Source organism: Methylophaga nitratireducenticrescens, from assembly GCF_000260985.4.
Lineage (GTDB): Bacteria > Pseudomonadota > Gammaproteobacteria > Nitrosococcales > Methylophagaceae > Methylophaga > Methylophaga nitratireducenticrescens.
This window is the reverse complement of sequence record NC_017857.3, coordinates 1,650,735-1,667,068: the sequence shown is the minus strand read 5'-3', so window position 1 is coordinate 1,667,068 and position 16,334 is coordinate 1,650,735. Positions and strand designations below refer to the sequence as shown.

Genomic DNA, 16,334 nt, shown 5'->3' with positions numbered 1-16,334 from the left:
CGCTTACCACAACACTAACAGTTCAAACTGAGTGGCATTTTGGCCATCCATCCTGGCCGTCTCAGTTGAAATTAAACTTACAGCGGTGAATTCATCCTGTTGTTTCAGCTGAGTGATGTAAGTCAGTATTTCCTCAACCGGATACGTCACTGCCGTAATCTGAAAGCTTTTTGATCTGACATTCGGCTCAACTGAAAGCACATTAATGGTTTCCAATCTGGATGCTTCCAGAGCACTGAACAATCGCGGCCAAGGCATGACAATATCGTCAATGGCTGCTTTCACCGCCTCCAATTCCGCTTGTTCCTTTTCAGTAAGCGGTAATCTCACAGAATTGCTATCCGCGGCACGCGAATACTCTGATTGTTCGTTTTTAAGTTCTTGCAACGCCACACTACTGCGCTGCAGAAAGAACAGGCTGATTAACAGCATCACCACACTGATAAATAACAGCGCATTGGCTACCGGGTGAGCGTGAGAAGGTTGTAAACTGTGATTCAGGCTAATCATTTTCATGGTGTGATTAACCTGGCTATCTGGTTTTCTGCCGGATCGGTAGTGAATAGTTTTGAAGAGGCCAGCCTAATAACCCGATGGTTTGGCAGATGTATTCTTTGGTTCAATGGCAAATCAGGCCAATACACTAACATCGGTAACTGACGCCCTTTTTTTATCAGCTTCTCGATCTCGTTGTTCATCAAACGTTCGCGTTGGATGAGCATGGCTATTTGTGCAATAACATCTGTTTCCTGCTGCACATTTTTCACCCAGCACCACTCACCCTCGATCATCAAACACAGACATACCCGTCCATCGGCGATAAGTGCCAACCAGCATGCACTTTGTAGATTCTGTTTTTTAATGACCTGCAGAGCCTGGTTGGCAACATGCATTAAATACGGTTGAACCGATTCAAAGCTGATCATCATGGGTGAAAAAACATCATGCACGGTTTGTAACAGCGCCTGTGGCATTGCACTGGCCAACGACTTTTGGCCGTATGAAGCCGAGCTTTGGCATTTATTCCAGCTCGCCACGGCTTCGCCATATACGCTGATAAAATAATGATTCAAATAAGCCTGGGACTCATCGGCTGTTTTGATTTCCGGGTTCCAGGGAATTACCGCATAACGCACCAAATGATTCGCGACCATAATGGTGGCAGTAGAGGCCTGCCAACGTTTTACATTCAGCGCTTCTTTGAGCACTTTGGCTAAATAGCCAGATTCAACCTCGGCCTGACCCATCGTTTTTTTCAAAACGATCTTCTGCTGATCAACACAAGTGGTTTTACCAGGCAGCCCTTTAAAGCGCCGTAAAATAAGACTATTGGGCCGAATACACACATTCAGCTCATCTTTCATCAATTTAAGCCAATGTGGTAACACGGTTAATCTCCTCTAACGTTGTCTCACCTTGTTTCACCAAGATCAGCGCGGCTTCACGCATAGTCTTGGTGCCATTGGCATAAGCCGCTTCTTTGATCTTGCGAACCGGTTCTCGTGTCACAATCAATTCTCGGATGTGATCGTTGAAACAAAGCAATTCCGCTATGGCTTTACGGCCTTTGTAACCCAGGCCGTGACACTGCCCACAGCCCTGGCCTTTTTTAAAGGTGAAGTCGCTGACTTGTTCCAGCGTTAAACCGGATTTTTCGATCAGAGCAGTATCGGGGTTATCGGCGACCAAGCAATGGGGGCAATTCACCCTCACCAATCTTTGAGCCAGAATGCCATTCATCGCTGAAACAAAGTTGTACGGGTCCACGCCCATATTGGTAAACCGGCCAATCACATCAAATACGTTATTGGCATGCACGGTGGTTAACACCAAATGGCCGGTTAAGGCAGATTGCACAGCAATTTGGGCGGTTTCGTTATCACGGATCTCCCCGACCATAATTTTGTCGGGGTCGTGACGTAAGATAGAACGCAGGCCTTTGGCGAAGGTCAGGCCTTTTTTCTCATTAACGGGAATTTGCAATACCCCCGGAAGTTGATATTCCACCGGATCTTCAATTGTGATGATCTTGTCGGTACCGTGGTTTATTTCCGAAATAATGCCGTACAACGTAGTGGTTTTACCGCTTCCGGTTGGGCCAGTAACCAGCAACATGCCATAGGGTTCTTCAGCTAATAAGCGGAAACGCGCCATGATGTCGGGTGCAAAGCCGAGCAAATCCAAACTCAGGCCCTGTGCCTCTTCGCTTAACGCTTGTCGGTCCAAAACCCGCAATACGGCATCTTCTCCGAGCACACTGGGCATAATCGATACCCGAAGATCCACCTCACGACCCAACACCAGGATTTTAAAACGGCCATCTTGTGGAATCCGTCGCTCGGCGATATCCAGCTCCGACATCACCTTGACCCGTGAAATAACCTGCTCGGCTTGGGCGGCGCCTTGAATTCCACCAACATGGCTCAAAACCCCATCAATACGGTATTTCACCTTCAAGCCGTTTTGATCGGTTTCCAGATGAATATCGCTTGCCCCGGACTTAAGCGCATCGTAAAGCGTTGAACGGACAAACTTTACAATCGGGCTGGTATCTTCGCTGATAGAGCGAAGTGAAATATCTTCCAGCCCATGTTGTTCATTGGTATGTTCACCATGGTTTGCATTCACCTCGCCCAACGCTCGCATACTGGTTTCGTGGTGGGCCAGATACACTTCTAAATCATCGCTGTGGGCTAATACCCAAACCACTGTTTCAGCAATCAGCAGATCGATTTTGCTGGGTAAATTGGCTTCAAACGGATTGGCGTGAACTATATATAAGGTATGTTGCTGATCGCGAACTGCAATGCAGCCTAACTTTTCGGCCTGAGTAAATGGCAACACGGTAAAGTCTGGTTGCATGTCATATAGCTGTGAAATAGTCAGTACCGGATAATGCACCAACTGGCCCAAAGCCTGTACAAACAGATCGGGCGTTAAATTGCTGATATCTTCCAGCACTGTTAATAACGGTTGTTGCGTTTGCTCTGCGAGCTTTTTAGCTTGTTGCAATTGCTCTGCTGTTAACACGGCATCGGTCTTTTCAGACTTGGTTTGTAGCGTTGCTTGATAAGCCGTGTTCATTGGATGCTCCCTGCCAATTCAAAAATCGGCATATACATCAACACCACCACCAACCCCACGACCAGACCGATAATAATCATCAACGCTGGTTCGAGTAATTTGGTAAACCACTCCACTGCCCGGGCGATTTCATCGTCATAAAAGATGCCGATGCGTTCCATCATGTCGCCCATCTGTCCAGTGCGTTCACCAACTCGTAACATACGTACTGAAATGGACGTGGTCAGCCCGTGCATTTCCATGGCACTGGATAAGGGTTTGCCTTCTTTTACATCGTTGGCGACAAACGCCAGTTTACTGCGTAATAATGGCTGCAATAATGACGACACCATTTGCATCGCCGTCATTAACGGTATCCCGCCACGCAACAACATGCTTAGGGTTCGGTAAAAACGAGCGAGTTGATAGATTCGGAGAGTTTCGCCCAATTTGGGAATTTGCCAGGCTTTGGCCAGGATCACTCGGCGAACAAAAGGTCGGCTCAATACATAGACCAACACACAGGTGCTGATAATAAACACCGCAAAAGCTTCGGTTCCGTGGCTATGTAATAAACGGCCCCAGCTAAGCAATAACTGAGATAGCCAAGGCAGATCAGCATTGGTGCTTTCGTAAATCACACTGAACTTGGGCACCACATAGCCCAATAAAAACAACACCACTAGGCCGCCCACTACCAGCAGCAACACCGGATAAATAGCCGCAGAGACAATTTTCTTTTTCATCGCATCAACCTGAGATTGATACGCCACATGGCGGCTTAACGCGATTTCCATATCACCGGTGCGTTCACTGGCCCGAATTAACGCAATATAAAGTGGAGTAAAAACGCCGGGCACCTTTTCCAATGAAGCCGAAAGTGGCTGCCCATCAAACAAAGAGGCCTTGATTTGATTTAACACCGCTTTGGACTCAGCGTGTGTTTCTTTCTCGGCTAAGGCTTCGATGGCCTCAACCAGACTTAATCCTGATTCAATTAATGCCAGTAACTCCTGGCTGAATAACATCACATTGAATTTGGTTTTTTTCAGACCGGCCAAATTGAATTTAATTGGCCCCGCCTTATGCTGATTTACCGAAAGCACATGATGACCTTGTTCCTCCGCCAACGAGCGAGCTTGCAACGCATTGCCAGCTTCCATCTCCATTAGCGTGATGGCATCACCTTGGATAACTTTCAAGGTAAACTTCATAAACTAACGCACCTACTGCCAGCTCACGATATCGGCAGCTGTATCCTTTCCGCCGCTGGCACCATCACTGCCTAACGACCACAAATCATAATCATCATATTGACCATGAGCACCCGGCATCTGGTAGTGATACGGATTATCCCAAGGGTCATTGGGGACAGCTTTTTTCAAGTATGGCCCCTGCCATTTTCGTTCATTGCCCGGTGGCGTATTTAACGCAGCCAGACCTTGTTCTGTACTTGGGTAATGCCCTACATCCAACCGATATTGATCCAAGGCTTTGCCCAGCGCTTCAATTTGCGCTTTGGCGGTTTTCACTTCGGATTTACCAATTTGAGCAAAATATTTCGGCCCGACGTAACCCGCCAATAAGCCAATAATGACCATGACCACCAGCAATTCGAGCAACGTAAAACCTTGTTGAGTCTTTGCAGTTGGGCCAGAAAAAGCTGTACTTCTGCTGAAAAATAAATGTTCTGACATGGCTTTCTCGATTAATGGTTAAGTTTGAAAAAAAAGGGTGTACCTGACTGGGGAAAACAGGCACACCCTTGCTCAACGCTTAAGCAAAAACTTCCACATCTGTGGCACTAAATGACGTCACACCATCCAACGTAGCAAACTGGATAGCTGCACCAGCACCACTACCATCGGCATCGTAACTTAGAGCAAATGTCGAGGTATCAAACAGTATGTAATCATCCACATCACCGGCAGTTGCACCGGATCCAACCACTAAATTACCTGCGGAGAAACCACCTACTGTCAACGAACTGAACATATCAGTATTCAGCGCAATCTTGTCCAAACCACTCATAAAGTCAGTGATAAAGTCGATACCACTTAATTCAAACGCCGTATCAACATAGGTTTGGACTTCATCATCATCGCCAGTAACAACCTGCTCGTGCACTTTGCCAAACACAAAGGTGTCAGCACCGGCACCACCGGTTAGGACATCATCACCACTATTACTAACAAAGACGTCATCTTGAGTCGTACCGATAAAGGTATTGTCATCGGCATTACCCTCAAAACGCAGACCATTGGCTGTCACGCCAGACGCATCAACAACCACGTTGTTAATGGTGCCGCCGTTATTGCCCAGGGAATTACTCAGATCATCGACATTGCCATTGGCCTGGAAGTAGTAATGATCATTCAGCATCTGCAATGCTTCATTTTCAACATTCAGTTGGTCAACCGTACCACCAACCTGAACGACTTCCATGCTTTGGAAATTGGCATCGTTTAACACAATTGTGCCGTTCGCTTTAGTATCAGCACCAATGCCTGTAGTAATCCGCAAGGTATCAACACCATCACCACCGACAATCAGATCATGTTCAGCACCTGTCGCGATCCACTCTTGCTGACCATCATCTGCAGCCGATGTGGTGCCCGAAACACCGGTACCAAAACCACCGATTTCAAAGATGTCATCGCCATCTTCGCCATACAGCGCATCCGCACCGCTTTGGCCGACTAAGACATCATTACCATCGCCACCGTAGTAGGTATCATTACCAGAATGCATGGTGCCGTAGTCAACACCTTCACTACCGTAAACCGTTTCACTGGCTCCAGCAGATTCGTTGCCACCATCAACACGGGTAAAGCTACCTGCTTCACCTTCACTGGCATCGTAGATAACATCAACATTGTGATACACATTGGCTGTTGAATACTCACCGATTGAAAACTCAGCCGCATCGTATTCAACTTCTACGGCCCCAACGATGTCTTCATCAGGTTCGAACTCAGCTTCTTCAAATTCCAGCTCAATGGTCACTGACTCAGCATCACCGCCAGCCACACCATAGATATGAGTACCAGGATTTAAAAAGCCCAAATTAAGTGATTCACCATTAGCTTCAAATTGCTCAGAAGAAAGGGAAATATCAACACCACTCGCCAGTTCAATACGTTCAATACCACTGAACATCAACGATTCATCAAAATCACCACTTTCATTGAATTTCAGAGTATCGACCGCGTTATATCCAGCAACTGTGGTTGCTGCTGTATTGATTTCAGAAGAGCCTGGACGAGTATTGAGATTAAGGCGAACATCCGTTTCAGCCTGTTCAGACATTTCCTGATCTTCAATTTCAACAAACTCATTATTGACGGTATCGAAGCCGAACAAGGTCTCTTCCTCCTCGCCACCTTCTTCCTCTTCTTCACCCTCCTCCTCATTTAAATCAATATATCTGGCAGCATTACCTTCATTGTCCAGAGATGAAACGCCTGCTTGAATAACAGTCATACCTTCAAATTCATCCCCAATACTGAAGGTATCATTACCATCACCACCAATCAGAACATCATGAGATGTAACCTGAAATAGATTACCTGTAACAGTCTCATCTCCAGCGGTGCTACCCTGTCCTTCAATATAATCCGCACCATCACCACCGTTTAAGACATCATCTCCACCACCAGCAAAAATCGTATCATCATCAGAACCGCCAAAAATCACATCATTTCCATCTCCAGCAATAATATTATCTGTGCCTGCACCGCCCAAAAGAATATTGTTCCCAGCTTCATCAAAAATGATATCGTTACCATCCCCCCCTAATATAATGTCGTTACCAAGACCTCCTAAAAGAAAATCATTACCTGCACCGCCATCAATAATGTCATTACCATCTGCACCATTAATCGTATTTGCAAGATCATTCCCGACAACTAGATCATTACTGGAAGTCCCAGTGTATGTTGTTTCGGTTGAGTTAAAAATTTTAATAGCCATATCAATTTCCTCGAAATTTAGTAAACCTGTGCGTATAAATGTCTAAAGATAGGCAACGAATGGCAGCAATATCACTGCCATCCGTGCTTATATATGACATCCAGTTTAGTTCGGTATAAAACCTTCTACTTGCACTTCAATAAAAGGATTATCAGTAACTCCATCTCCATTTAATTCCTGGAAGGTTTGACGTAAGCGAATGGCATCGGTATCTGTATCATGTGTATCACCCGTGCACATTGCTCTGACATATTGCATTCCGGACGCTGCAGCTGTACTACCATCGTCATCCAAAAAGTTGGCGTCAGTAGTAAAATTTACCCAGTCCGTATCGATATCCGCTTTTTGCTCTGCTGCGGTTGGGCGACCAGAAGGAGTTGGCCAAACATTCACCCCATTGATAGCTGGACTTGAACCTAATCCAGTAATCGGTTGGTCTACATAGCCAGTTTCTGGACGATGTTGAACGGCAGTGAATGTACGACCAATGCGGTATGTAGGCGATGCAACGCTTGGTACAGTTGAGTATGCAACATCAATTGTCTTGCCACTCCAGCCCTTACGGGCCATATCATTAACTTCGAAATTTTGTACACCCGGCTCATTCACATTGTAATCAGCTTCTTTTAGTACCACTTTCATCCCATAAATACATTCATAGGTATCAGTATCGTCAATTTCTCTTTCCCAAATGTATTCAGTCAATGTTCCTATATTTATAGAGGCTCCGCCTGTATATGAATTATTCATATTTATTGGCACAATCCTGCTTTCTTTGAATACCAAGTCTGCACCAGAGAAATTTGGATCTGGCGCGTAAATTTCAAAAGCCGGTAATACAGCACATGGGCTAGCTGTTGACCCTGGCTGGACAGGAGCATTTGCCCCAGATCCTGAACCAAAATCACCTGTTGGATTACATAAGATATATGCACTGGTATCACTACCAACGGAAACGCCTGCTGCTGGTAAATTTTCCCAGGCTGCCATCGCCTGAGCGCTGGCGAGCACGCTCAAAGCACTCGAAACTGCTATTGCTAACTTTAAGTTTTTCATAGTCATTCTCCATCCGTGTACAATAAACGGGCATTTGTGGCTGCCCGAAGCACCCATTCACCACAATTTTTAGTTCGTGCCTTAATACTTACCTAAATTGTGGTTGAATCCCTTGTGAGGCAGTCGCAAATGCCTCCGCTAAATCCCTTAATTAAAAAATATCTAATTTGGTATAAATCCCTCTACCTCTACTTCGATTGCAGGTTGTCCATCTCTTGACGTCTGCCGTAAACGAATCGCATCTGAAACAGTTGAAAAATCCTCCGCTGTGCAACTGGTTCGAATATATTGCATTCCTGATGCGTCAGTCGTTCCCACATGAACTAGTGTGGTGAAGTCAACCCAATCACTTTCCAAATCAGCGTTTTGTGTGTACGTAATTGCAGGCTTAGCACCTAAGCCTGTTGGAGGTTGATCAACATAACCAGAACCGGAGCCATATTTAACAGATGTAAATGTTCTACCTATCCGATAAGTAGAAAATGCAGCTGCAGGAACCGTTGAATAAGCCACATCGATCATTTTCCCATTCCATCCTTTACGGGCCATATCATTGACTTCAAAGTTTTGCGTGCCGGACTCATCATCGTTATAGTCAGCGTTTTTTAAAACCACTTTCATCCCATAGATGCATTCATAAACATCCTCTTGAACTTCCCGTTGCCAGACATATTCCGTGAATGTCCCAATATCGACAGGATTACCACCAGTGTAAGAATCCATATAAATCGCTACTGTTCGGCTCTCTTTAGGAACTAGATCTGCACCAGTAAAATTTGCATCAGGTGCAAGAAGATCAATTAAAGGCAGTACTGCACATGCATCAGTAATTGATGATGGCTGAACATCGGCGCTGGCCCCACGACCCCAGCCAAAGTTACCTGTTGGATTACATAAAATATATGCACTGGTATCACTACCAACGGAAACGCCTGCTGCTGGTAAATTTTCCCAGTCTGCCATCGCCTGAATGCTGGCGAACACGCTCAAAGCACTCGAAACTGCTATTGCTAACTTTAAGTTTTTCATAGTCATTCTCCATCCGTGTACAATAAACGGGCATTTGTGGCTGCACCGAAGCACCCATTCACCACAATTTTTAGTTCGTGCCTTAATACTTACCTAAATTGTGGTTGAATCCCTTTTGAGGCAGTCATAAATGCACTGCCTTTTTTCCATATCCCTAAACTATTAAAACCGCCATCTCATGCTAAGCCATGCCCCCCTTGGTGCACCCGGTGCCACAAAGTTTGTGCTATCCCATTCCAGAGAGTTATGGTTATAACCATCTGGTCCAATTGCGCCATAGGTTCCTGGTGAGAATGGGTTACGCCCTAAGGTTCCAGCGGTAAAGTACTCATGATCAAACACATTATTCACTAACAGATTGACGCTTAAATTTTCATTAAAGTTATAGGTACTTTGGACATTAAACGTCATATAACCTGGGACTTTACCCGGATTACTAGTAGGTTTTCTGGTGACAACCTTTTGTCTACCACCATCATCAATTGTTTCGGTGAGTACTACACCACGACGGTGTTTGTTGTTTTCGTTACCACGTACATAACTTTCTGAGTGTGCAATCGCTGTTACCCCAATCTCCCATTTAGGGGTAAGCATGTAACTTACAGTTGCATTTAAATTATGCAAAGACACACCCGGCAGCCGATCACCCGGCCCAACATCTATCAAGCGACTGAAATCGTAATTACCGGTAAAATCTTCATAGGAGCTGCTATTGTCATTCCCTGCAATGGTGAAATCATCTTCAAAGGTCGCATGCGTCAGTGCATAGTTGACACTAAATCCCCATCTGTCTTTTTGACCAGATATACCCAATTCAATCCCTTGTCTGCGGGTATCTCCAATGGTGTCAAAGAAGTTACGATCACCGGGAAATGTCACCAGATATAGATCATCTTTTAAATTAGTTTGGTAGGCTGTGATATTCCACTGAATCCATTCATCCCAAAGACCACGGGCACCTATTTCCCATGTCTCGGCTTTTATCTGAGGCAAATAGGGATCGCCCGATAAATTTGAAGGCAGTGAACATGAACGATTCTCTTGAAGACTTTTATAAATACCCTTAGAGCCAACAGGTGTTTTGTCCAAAGCGCAACCCAGCTCTATTACAGATGGCACGCGAACACCTTGAGCAAAGTTTGCATAGATATTCAAATCATCTCTGGCATCCCACGCTACGCCGAGAGAGGGATTTAACGAGTAGTAGCTAAAATCCTCCCTTTCTTCTGGATTTTTTAAATTTAATGAATTAATTTCTTCATAGCCGGTAGGGCAATCTACTCCAGGTGGGCAAATATCATAACTGTCAGGAAATGCTTCCAATTGAGTCAAATCGAAAACAAATGTACCGTAGTTACGGGAAGCAATTTTATTATGCCCTTTCGTATCGTTATACCGCGCCGAAGCATTAAAGTGCCAGTTGCTGACTGGGCTCCACGTTTCACTGAAATAAAGACTTTTGGTTAATTGCTCGCCCTCAAAGTTATTATTGCTGATAGGTATATCCGCAGCGAGATATTGATCACGAATCTCATCGGGAGCATAATAAAATTCACGGTTTGGGGTGAATAAACCCAATTGTTGTGAAGTGGCATATTCAGCTGTGGGACGATCAATTGAGGCACCGATCATAAATTTGTGTTTTTCTGTGTTCCAGTTCAATTGAATGGAAGCGCCATCGGTTATCTGATCAATACTATTATCCGTAAGTACGGCTGTCGGGGTACCATCAACCACACCAGGATTGGTCTGACTATAGTTAGCGCCATCAGCCGTTTGAAACCCACCGTCAGGACCAGTTACTTTCAATTGGTTATTGGTTATATCACCTTGACAAACATCCCCATTAGTAGGGGGTTTGATTAAAAGAAGTTGTTTCACACCATTTTTGGTGTAATGAAAAGCAGCTTGTGATAAAGTATTAACAATAAACCCTTGAAGAAAACCGGGTTGAGCGGTAACAGTTTTTAAACCAGCAAGATTATTCTGCGTCTCGTATATATAATCGGAACCTGGAATGGGCTTTTCTAAATTAGTAAGTCCCCCAGGTTGCAGAATGTTACCGGTGTAAAAGTTTTTATCATAAGCAAAATATTTTTGTGCATAATCAACATAATAATCAGGCAACTCTGCATTTAATGCGTCCGGGTCCAATGCCTCAATTGCTGCAAAAGCATCCTCTAGACTTGCGTTTGCAAAACTCGTGAAAGCCGCTTGCTCTGCAGAACCATCAGCAACAACATAATAATCAGGTAGACCATAATCATTACTGGATTCAAACAAACAAGTATATTCCTCTCCTTCATTTAAATTACGCCTGATATAGTCATTACCTCCAAATTGCGTATAAACATCAGCACCTTGTGAATCCCGTTTACTATTTCGTCTATAGACTTGTCCGGTGACGCTGAATTTATCATTGACTTGGTAAGCGCCCGATAACTGAAATTGTTGTAGTCGGTTTTCGGTTACGTCAGGAGCTGTAAACACGCCATTACGATCTTGTCGATATTCCTCAGTTGGTATTAACCCATTGCCAACAAGGTCTGTCTCCACGATTAAGGTGCTTAAGTGCAGATCAAGTTTGTCACCCCGATAACTTGCCTTACCAAAAAACTGGTTGACCTCACTAGGGGAATTTTCACGCCAGCCATCTTCCATAAAAAAGCTGCCTGCACCGAAGAATGCGATGGTGCCATTATTCCAGCCGCTTTCGGCCAATAATTGTTCTCGACCAAAAGAGCCTTTCATCACATCGAAAACGGTATCGGTAAAGTTAAAACCATCCTTGGTTTTCATGGTGAACGCCCCACCCAAAGTGTTTAAACCAAAAATTGGATTAGAACCTGGAAACACATCCACACCAGCAATAGCGTTCATCGGAATCATGTCCCAGTTCACTACATCACCGAATGGTTCGTTGACTCGAACACCATCCAGGAAAACACTTAAACCTTGTGGCGTACCGATTTGTGGCCCAGCCGTAAAGCCGCGGTATTGAATATCCATCTGGAAGGGGTTGCCCTGGTAATCGTTTACCGTGACACCCTGGAGTTTTGAATTAAACAAATCGGTCATGCTGAGAGAACGGGCATCTCTAATCTCTTCGGCACTGATACTTTGCACGTTACCGGGAATTTCTTCTTTGGTGAGTCCCAGACCTGGCATTGGGCCAATCTCATAGAAACGTTGTGCACGAACATTGACCTTTTCCAGTGTCAAGGTTGCTTCTTCGCCCAAAGCGGGTAACGCTGGGACTAGGAAATAACCGCCAGCTTGATCATCAATGGCTTCAAGTCCACTGTCTTTTAAAAGTCGGTTAAAGCCTTCATCAACAGAATATTCGCCCTCCAGGCCTTTAGTTTGTTTGTCCTTGGCGATGGAGGGATCAAAGGTCAAACGTACGCCGGTTTCGGCGGCATACTCTGAGATCGCATTACTTAATGGTCCCGCTGGGATGGAATAGTTTTTTCTGGGTGCTTCCTGCACAGTCTCATCTGCTGCCATTGCAATATGACTCAACGACATAGTTGAAGCCATACTCAGTGAGGCAACTGATAGACAACGATAAAACTTTTTCTTCAGGCAGAGTTTGCCCTGATTGTGCAAATTCAACATTCTCTCTCCGATCTTATTTTATTGTTCTATTAGCTATGCCAATCGAAAATCGGAAAGTGACAATTTTTTTTGAAATTATTTTTGAATTTTTTTGAAACGAGGGTCTGTTGGTCTTTCAGAGCCACCACTGCTGGCGGCTATTTTTTTGTTCAACAAGGCGAAAATGATGCGATGTAGTTGTTCTACATAAATCATTTTCAACACAGTTGGGCGGAAAAATAGCCCCAGCCCTTCGGGTTGAGGCTGAAAATGCACCACTCCGTGTTGCTCGTCGTTTATTTAGAATGACTAAACTGCTCTCCTCGCGCCTTGATTGGTGCATTTTCAGTCACAACAGAGGCGGATATGAAAGACCAACAGACCCTGGATATTTGGCCGGTTTAAGCTGGTTTAAGCATGACCAGAAAGGGCGTAAAACTTTCAATACGAATAGAAAGTGTTTTGGCGATACTGAGTAAGGCAGCATCCACATCGGTGATTGGAAAAGCACCTGAAATTTCTAAATCAGCAATCGCGGGATCACAACGCACGATGCCGTGACGATATCGTGATAACTCATCGATGACTTTTGCCAGCCGCATGTTATCGACGATGATAAAACCTTTGGTCCAGGCATCGGCTGCTGACATATCAAACAACATTTTTTGCTGAAACAGCATTGAGGTGAATTTCACCTCTTCACCAGCATTAACTACGACTTTATCACCAAGTCCGTCAATTGGTCTGACTTCGACCGCATCTTCAAATACATTGACGCAACTGCGATTTTTATAAATACGGGTACTAAAGTGGGTGCCTAACGCAGTGACGGTGCCATGCATGGTTTGAACGATAAAGGGACGGTAAACAGGATTGGTTTCTTGTGCCGTTTCAACGTAGATCTCGCCCTGCAACAGTCTGACGCTTCTGACTTGTTCGTCAAAATGAATCGACACTTTGGTATCGGTATTTAAAACAAGTCGGGAGCCATCATCCAATCTGAATTTTTGGACCTCACCTTTTGCTGTGGAGTAGTCCGCCATAAAGTGATACCAGGGCTTTTCTTTATAGGTTAGCCAGCCCGCTGAACTGACGGCTAATAGTAGACCCAGGTTTTTAACAAACTGCCTTCTTCCATTTACGGCGGGTGTGGCCACATACCTTCTATTCAGCACGGCCATGCTGGTTTTTGTGTTCAGGCCCATAAAGCAGTTGGTGACTTCTTCGACTTGTTGCCAGGCAAGCTTGTTGGCCGGATCGGTGTTAAGCCACTCTTTCCAGGCTTGGCGATCTTGTTCTGTGGCGGTGCCAGAAGTTAATTGAACATACCAGTTCGTCGCGTCGTGCAGAGCTTTGGTATTTGTATGAGCCATATTTAACTGTGCAAGCCGTTTAGGAAGACATGTTAATGCAATGTAATAACGCCTTAGCGATGTACTGACGAACAGAGCTCACGGAAACCGATAGCCTTTCAGCGATTTGAGCATGGCTTAAGCCTTCCAGCTGAAACCACAAAAACGCACTTCGCACTCTGCCAGGCAACCCATCTAACATTTCATCGATCTGGGTTAGCGTTTCAATCATGATATTGATGGTTTCTGGTGAGGGTGCTTCGGCTTGGGACAAATGAGATATTTCTTCTAGATAAGCCGCTTCAATATCACGGCGTCGAACATGATTCACCATAAGGCCATGAGCGATGGTGGTGAGATAGGCCCGTGGCTCTTTGATATCGGTGAGATCATCTTTTTGCAAGACGCGTGAGAATGTGTCGTGCATCAGATCGGCAGCATCAAAACTGCAACCCAGTTTTCTGCATAGCCATCCCATCAGCCAACTGTTATGTTTTTGATAAAGCTCTGTAATCAGTGAATCTCTTGTTTGAGTTATTGAATCCACTGTGCAGACATCTACATGTTGATATATTGCTGTATTACTCAAACAACCTCTCCCAGTAAGCATGTTGAGCGAATATCCTATAAATGCACCTGCTTATGATGGTTATAAGGCTGACTGGATCTTTAACCACTATCAAGTAGGTAAACGCCGTGATAAACATCACAGAATTGGTGTCAATTTACTACGTAAGCAGGGTCAAAAATATAGGAAATAATCCTAAAGTTATAAGGGAAGATTTATTAATTGATTTTCGCTATATATCCCGCGCCATCACTGACTTTGAAGTTAAACGTTATTTTTATGAAAGACGGAATTACAATGATCACCTCCATATCTTTTCTTAATATAAATTGGTTTTTAGGGAGCAGCATTGAGTTGTCCGCGCGACTTTTATCCAAACCGGTTGACGATTATCAAAAGGTGTAAAGCTTCCAGCTGGCTCAGGTGCTTTGGGTAAAACTGCTATGGGGTGATGAGCATAAATAGCTGATGTGGACGTTATGTTGGTTAACGTATTATTTTCGTGCATGCGGGTAAAAATTACTTACTGAATAATTGCTTTGTTAATGGTGATCCATTGGCTGCTCTCGGCTGAACGCAAATAATCGCCAGGTACATATTTTGCCTAATGTTTATCAATTATTTTTAACTTAGAGCTATTGATCTTTCATAGCCTTTTTTTATTTTGGAAATGACATGCTGACATTCATCGGTGCCGTGCTGGTTTTTATTATTATGGTTGATGCGGTCTGGACGACGTTAACGACTCGTGGCAGTGGTTTTTTAGCAGGTCCATTAACGGTAGGGCTTCGATGGGTGATGAGAACACTTTCCTATAAAACGGGGAATCGTAATATGCTCGCCCATACCGGTACATTGACTATTATCACGCTGGTACTGTTTTGGCTGTGTGGGTTATGGCTAGGTTGGGGCTTAATCTTTATTGGTATGCCAGGCAGTGTAATAGAAGATGGGGATATGCAACTGGCAAATCTGGTGAGGTATTTTTATTTTGTGGGCTTTACCTTATCTACACTGGGCATCGGAGATCTGCGTCCGGTGGGAGATATTTCGCGGATATTAACCAGTGTGGCAGCCTTTAATGGACTCATCCTCGTCACCTTGATGATTTCCTATGCCATTCCATTACTTAACGGGGTTATCAGCCGACGCAAACTGGCTTTTCATTTGTCGCTGTTGGGTGACAATATGACCAATCTGGTGCTGAATGCCTGGAATGGAGAAGATTTCCGAGACCTTGAATCGACCATTCATTTAGTGTCTGGTGAGATAATCCAATGTGCTGAAAACCGCTTGGCCTATCCGGTATTGGACTATTTTTACAGCTACGAACGGGAGTTTTCTCTGGGATTACAACTGGCAACAGTCGATGAGGCACTGAACCTGTTGGTTTCAGGAGTCGACAAATCATTGCTGCCAGCAGAATCCACGATTTCAAATATTCGCAAAATCATTCAGCTTTATCTTACTCGCTGTCATGCAGCTATCAGTCACATTGAGGCAGATGTGCCGCCGCTACCTTCGCTTTCACCTCTGAGTCACTCCGGCTTGTCATTGCAAAGTGATAAGACGTTTGAAACCAGCATGGCAGAGTTTAATGAGCGTCGAAGGTTACTGCATAAACTGGTTCTACATGAAGGCTGGGAATGGACTGATGTCAGCCCGGCTTAATTTGAACAACTTCAATGAGCTACATA

At 44.6% G+C, this 16,334-nt stretch carries 13 protein-coding genes; 1 reads left to right on the top strand and 12 read right to left on the bottom strand.

The features are described 5' to 3' along the window. Positions 1–3 precede the first annotated feature (3 nt). The 12 genes from Q7A_RS08000 to Q7A_RS07945 form a co-directional block, all read right to left on the bottom strand. Positions 4–516, bottom strand: coding sequence for a hypothetical protein (locus Q7A_RS08000; protein WP_014706842.1), 513 nt, complete (start codon positions 514–516; stop codon positions 4–6). Next, positions 513–1,388 (bottom strand): hypothetical protein, encoded by an 876-nt coding sequence (locus tag Q7A_RS07995; RefSeq protein WP_014706841.1) that lies wholly within the window; start codon positions 1,386–1,388, stop codon positions 513–515. The genes Q7A_RS08000 and Q7A_RS07995 overlap by 4 nt, the downstream gene beginning before the upstream one ends. Then, entirely contained in the window at positions 1,369–3,084 is a 1,716-nt protein-coding gene (locus Q7A_RS07990) for a GspE/PulE family protein (RefSeq protein ID WP_014706840.1), read from the bottom strand. The genes Q7A_RS07995 and Q7A_RS07990 overlap by 20 nt, the downstream gene beginning before the upstream one ends. Further along, the gene (locus Q7A_RS07985; RefSeq protein ID WP_014706839.1) at positions 3,081–4,277 is read right to left on the bottom strand and encodes a type II secretion system F family protein; all 1,197 of its coding nucleotides are present in this window, start codon (positions 4,275–4,277) and stop codon (positions 3,081–3,083) included. The genes Q7A_RS07990 and Q7A_RS07985 overlap by 4 nt, the downstream gene beginning before the upstream one ends. A gap of 12 nt (positions 4,278–4,289) precedes the next feature. After that, a complete protein-coding gene (gene gspG / locus Q7A_RS07980) occupies positions 4,290–4,760 on the bottom strand; it encodes a type II secretion system major pseudopilin GspG (RefSeq protein WP_014706838.1) in 471 nt (156 codons plus the stop codon). Positions 4,761–4,839: 79 nt separating this feature from the next. Next, the gene (locus tag Q7A_RS07975; protein ID WP_014706837.1) at positions 4,840–7,035 is read right to left on the bottom strand and encodes a calcium-binding protein; all 2,196 of its coding nucleotides are present in this window, start codon (positions 7,033–7,035) and stop codon (positions 4,840–4,842) included. Between the two features lie 105 nt (positions 7,036–7,140). Beyond that, on the bottom strand, positions 7,141–8,091 hold the full coding sequence (locus Q7A_RS07970; RefSeq protein WP_014706836.1) for a hypothetical protein: 951 nt from the start codon (positions 8,089–8,091) through the stop codon (positions 7,141–7,143). 162 nt (positions 8,092–8,253) lie between these two features. After that, on the bottom strand, positions 8,254–9,120 hold the full coding sequence (locus tag Q7A_RS07965; RefSeq protein WP_014706835.1) for a hypothetical protein: 867 nt from the start codon (positions 9,118–9,120) through the stop codon (positions 8,254–8,256). A 162-nt stretch (positions 9,121–9,282) separates the two neighbouring features. Beyond that, positions 9,283–12,738: a TonB-dependent receptor domain-containing protein gene (locus Q7A_RS07960; protein ID WP_014706834.1), complete on the bottom strand. Its 3,456-nt coding sequence runs from the start codon at positions 12,736–12,738 to the stop codon at positions 9,283–9,285. A 75-nt stretch (positions 12,739–12,813) separates the two neighbouring features. Next, positions 12,814–12,996 carry a hypothetical protein gene (locus tag Q7A_RS07955; protein WP_014706833.1) on the bottom strand — a complete coding sequence of 61 codons (183 nt, stop codon included), beginning with the start codon at positions 12,994–12,996 and terminating at the stop codon, positions 12,814–12,816. A 122-nt stretch (positions 12,997–13,118) separates the two neighbouring features. After that, positions 13,119–14,090, bottom strand: coding sequence for a FecR domain-containing protein (locus tag Q7A_RS07950; RefSeq protein ID WP_014706832.1), 972 nt, complete (start codon positions 14,088–14,090; stop codon positions 13,119–13,121). Between the two features lie 19 nt (positions 14,091–14,109). Next, on the bottom strand, positions 14,110–14,658 hold the full coding sequence (locus Q7A_RS07945) for a sigma-70 family RNA polymerase sigma factor (RefSeq protein WP_014706831.1): 549 nt from the start codon (positions 14,656–14,658) through the stop codon (positions 14,110–14,112). Between the two features lie 654 nt (positions 14,659–15,312). Here Q7A_RS07945 and Q7A_RS07940 point away from each other — a divergent pair. Then, positions 15,313–16,308 carry a potassium channel family protein gene (locus Q7A_RS07940; protein WP_014706829.1) on the top strand — a complete coding sequence of 332 codons (996 nt, stop codon included), beginning with the start codon at positions 15,313–15,315 and terminating at the stop codon, positions 16,306–16,308. Positions 16,309–16,334 lie beyond the last annotated feature (26 nt).

Excerpts from the sequence above, each read along its gene's own strand:
- Q7A_RS08000 (WP_014706842.1), bottom strand. The coding sequence starts at position 516 with ATGAAAATGATTAGCCTGAATCACAGTTTACAACCTTCTCACGCTCAC.
- Q7A_RS07965 (WP_014706835.1), bottom strand. The coding sequence starts at position 9,120 with ATGAAAAACTTAAAGTTAGCAATAGCAGTTTCGAGTGCTTTGAGCGTG.
- Q7A_RS07970 (WP_014706836.1), bottom strand. The coding sequence starts at position 8,091 with ATGAAAAACTTAAAGTTAGCAATAGCAGTTTCGAGTGCTTTGAGCGTG.
- Q7A_RS07950 (WP_014706832.1), bottom strand. The coding sequence starts at position 14,090 with ATGGCTCATACAAATACCAAAGCTCTGCACGACGCGACGAACTGGTAT.
- Q7A_RS07960 (WP_014706834.1), bottom strand. The coding sequence starts at position 12,738 with ATGTTGAATTTGCACAATCAGGGCAAACTCTGCCTGAAGAAAAAGTTT.
- Q7A_RS07975 (WP_014706837.1), bottom strand. The coding sequence starts at position 7,035 with ATGGCTATTAAAATTTTTAACTCAACCGAAACAACATACACTGGGACT.
- Q7A_RS07990 (WP_014706840.1), bottom strand. The coding sequence starts at position 3,084 with ATGAACACGGCTTATCAAGCAACGCTACAAACCAAGTCTGAAAAGACC.
- Q7A_RS07985 (WP_014706839.1), bottom strand. The coding sequence starts at position 4,277 with ATGAAGTTTACCTTGAAAGTTATCCAAGGTGATGCCATCACGCTAATG.
- gspG (WP_014706838.1), bottom strand. The coding sequence starts at position 4,760 with ATGTCAGAACATTTATTTTTCAGCAGAAGTACAGCTTTTTCTGGCCCA.
- Q7A_RS07940 (WP_014706829.1), top strand. The coding sequence starts at position 15,313 with ATGCTGACATTCATCGGTGCCGTGCTGGTTTTTATTATTATGGTTGAT.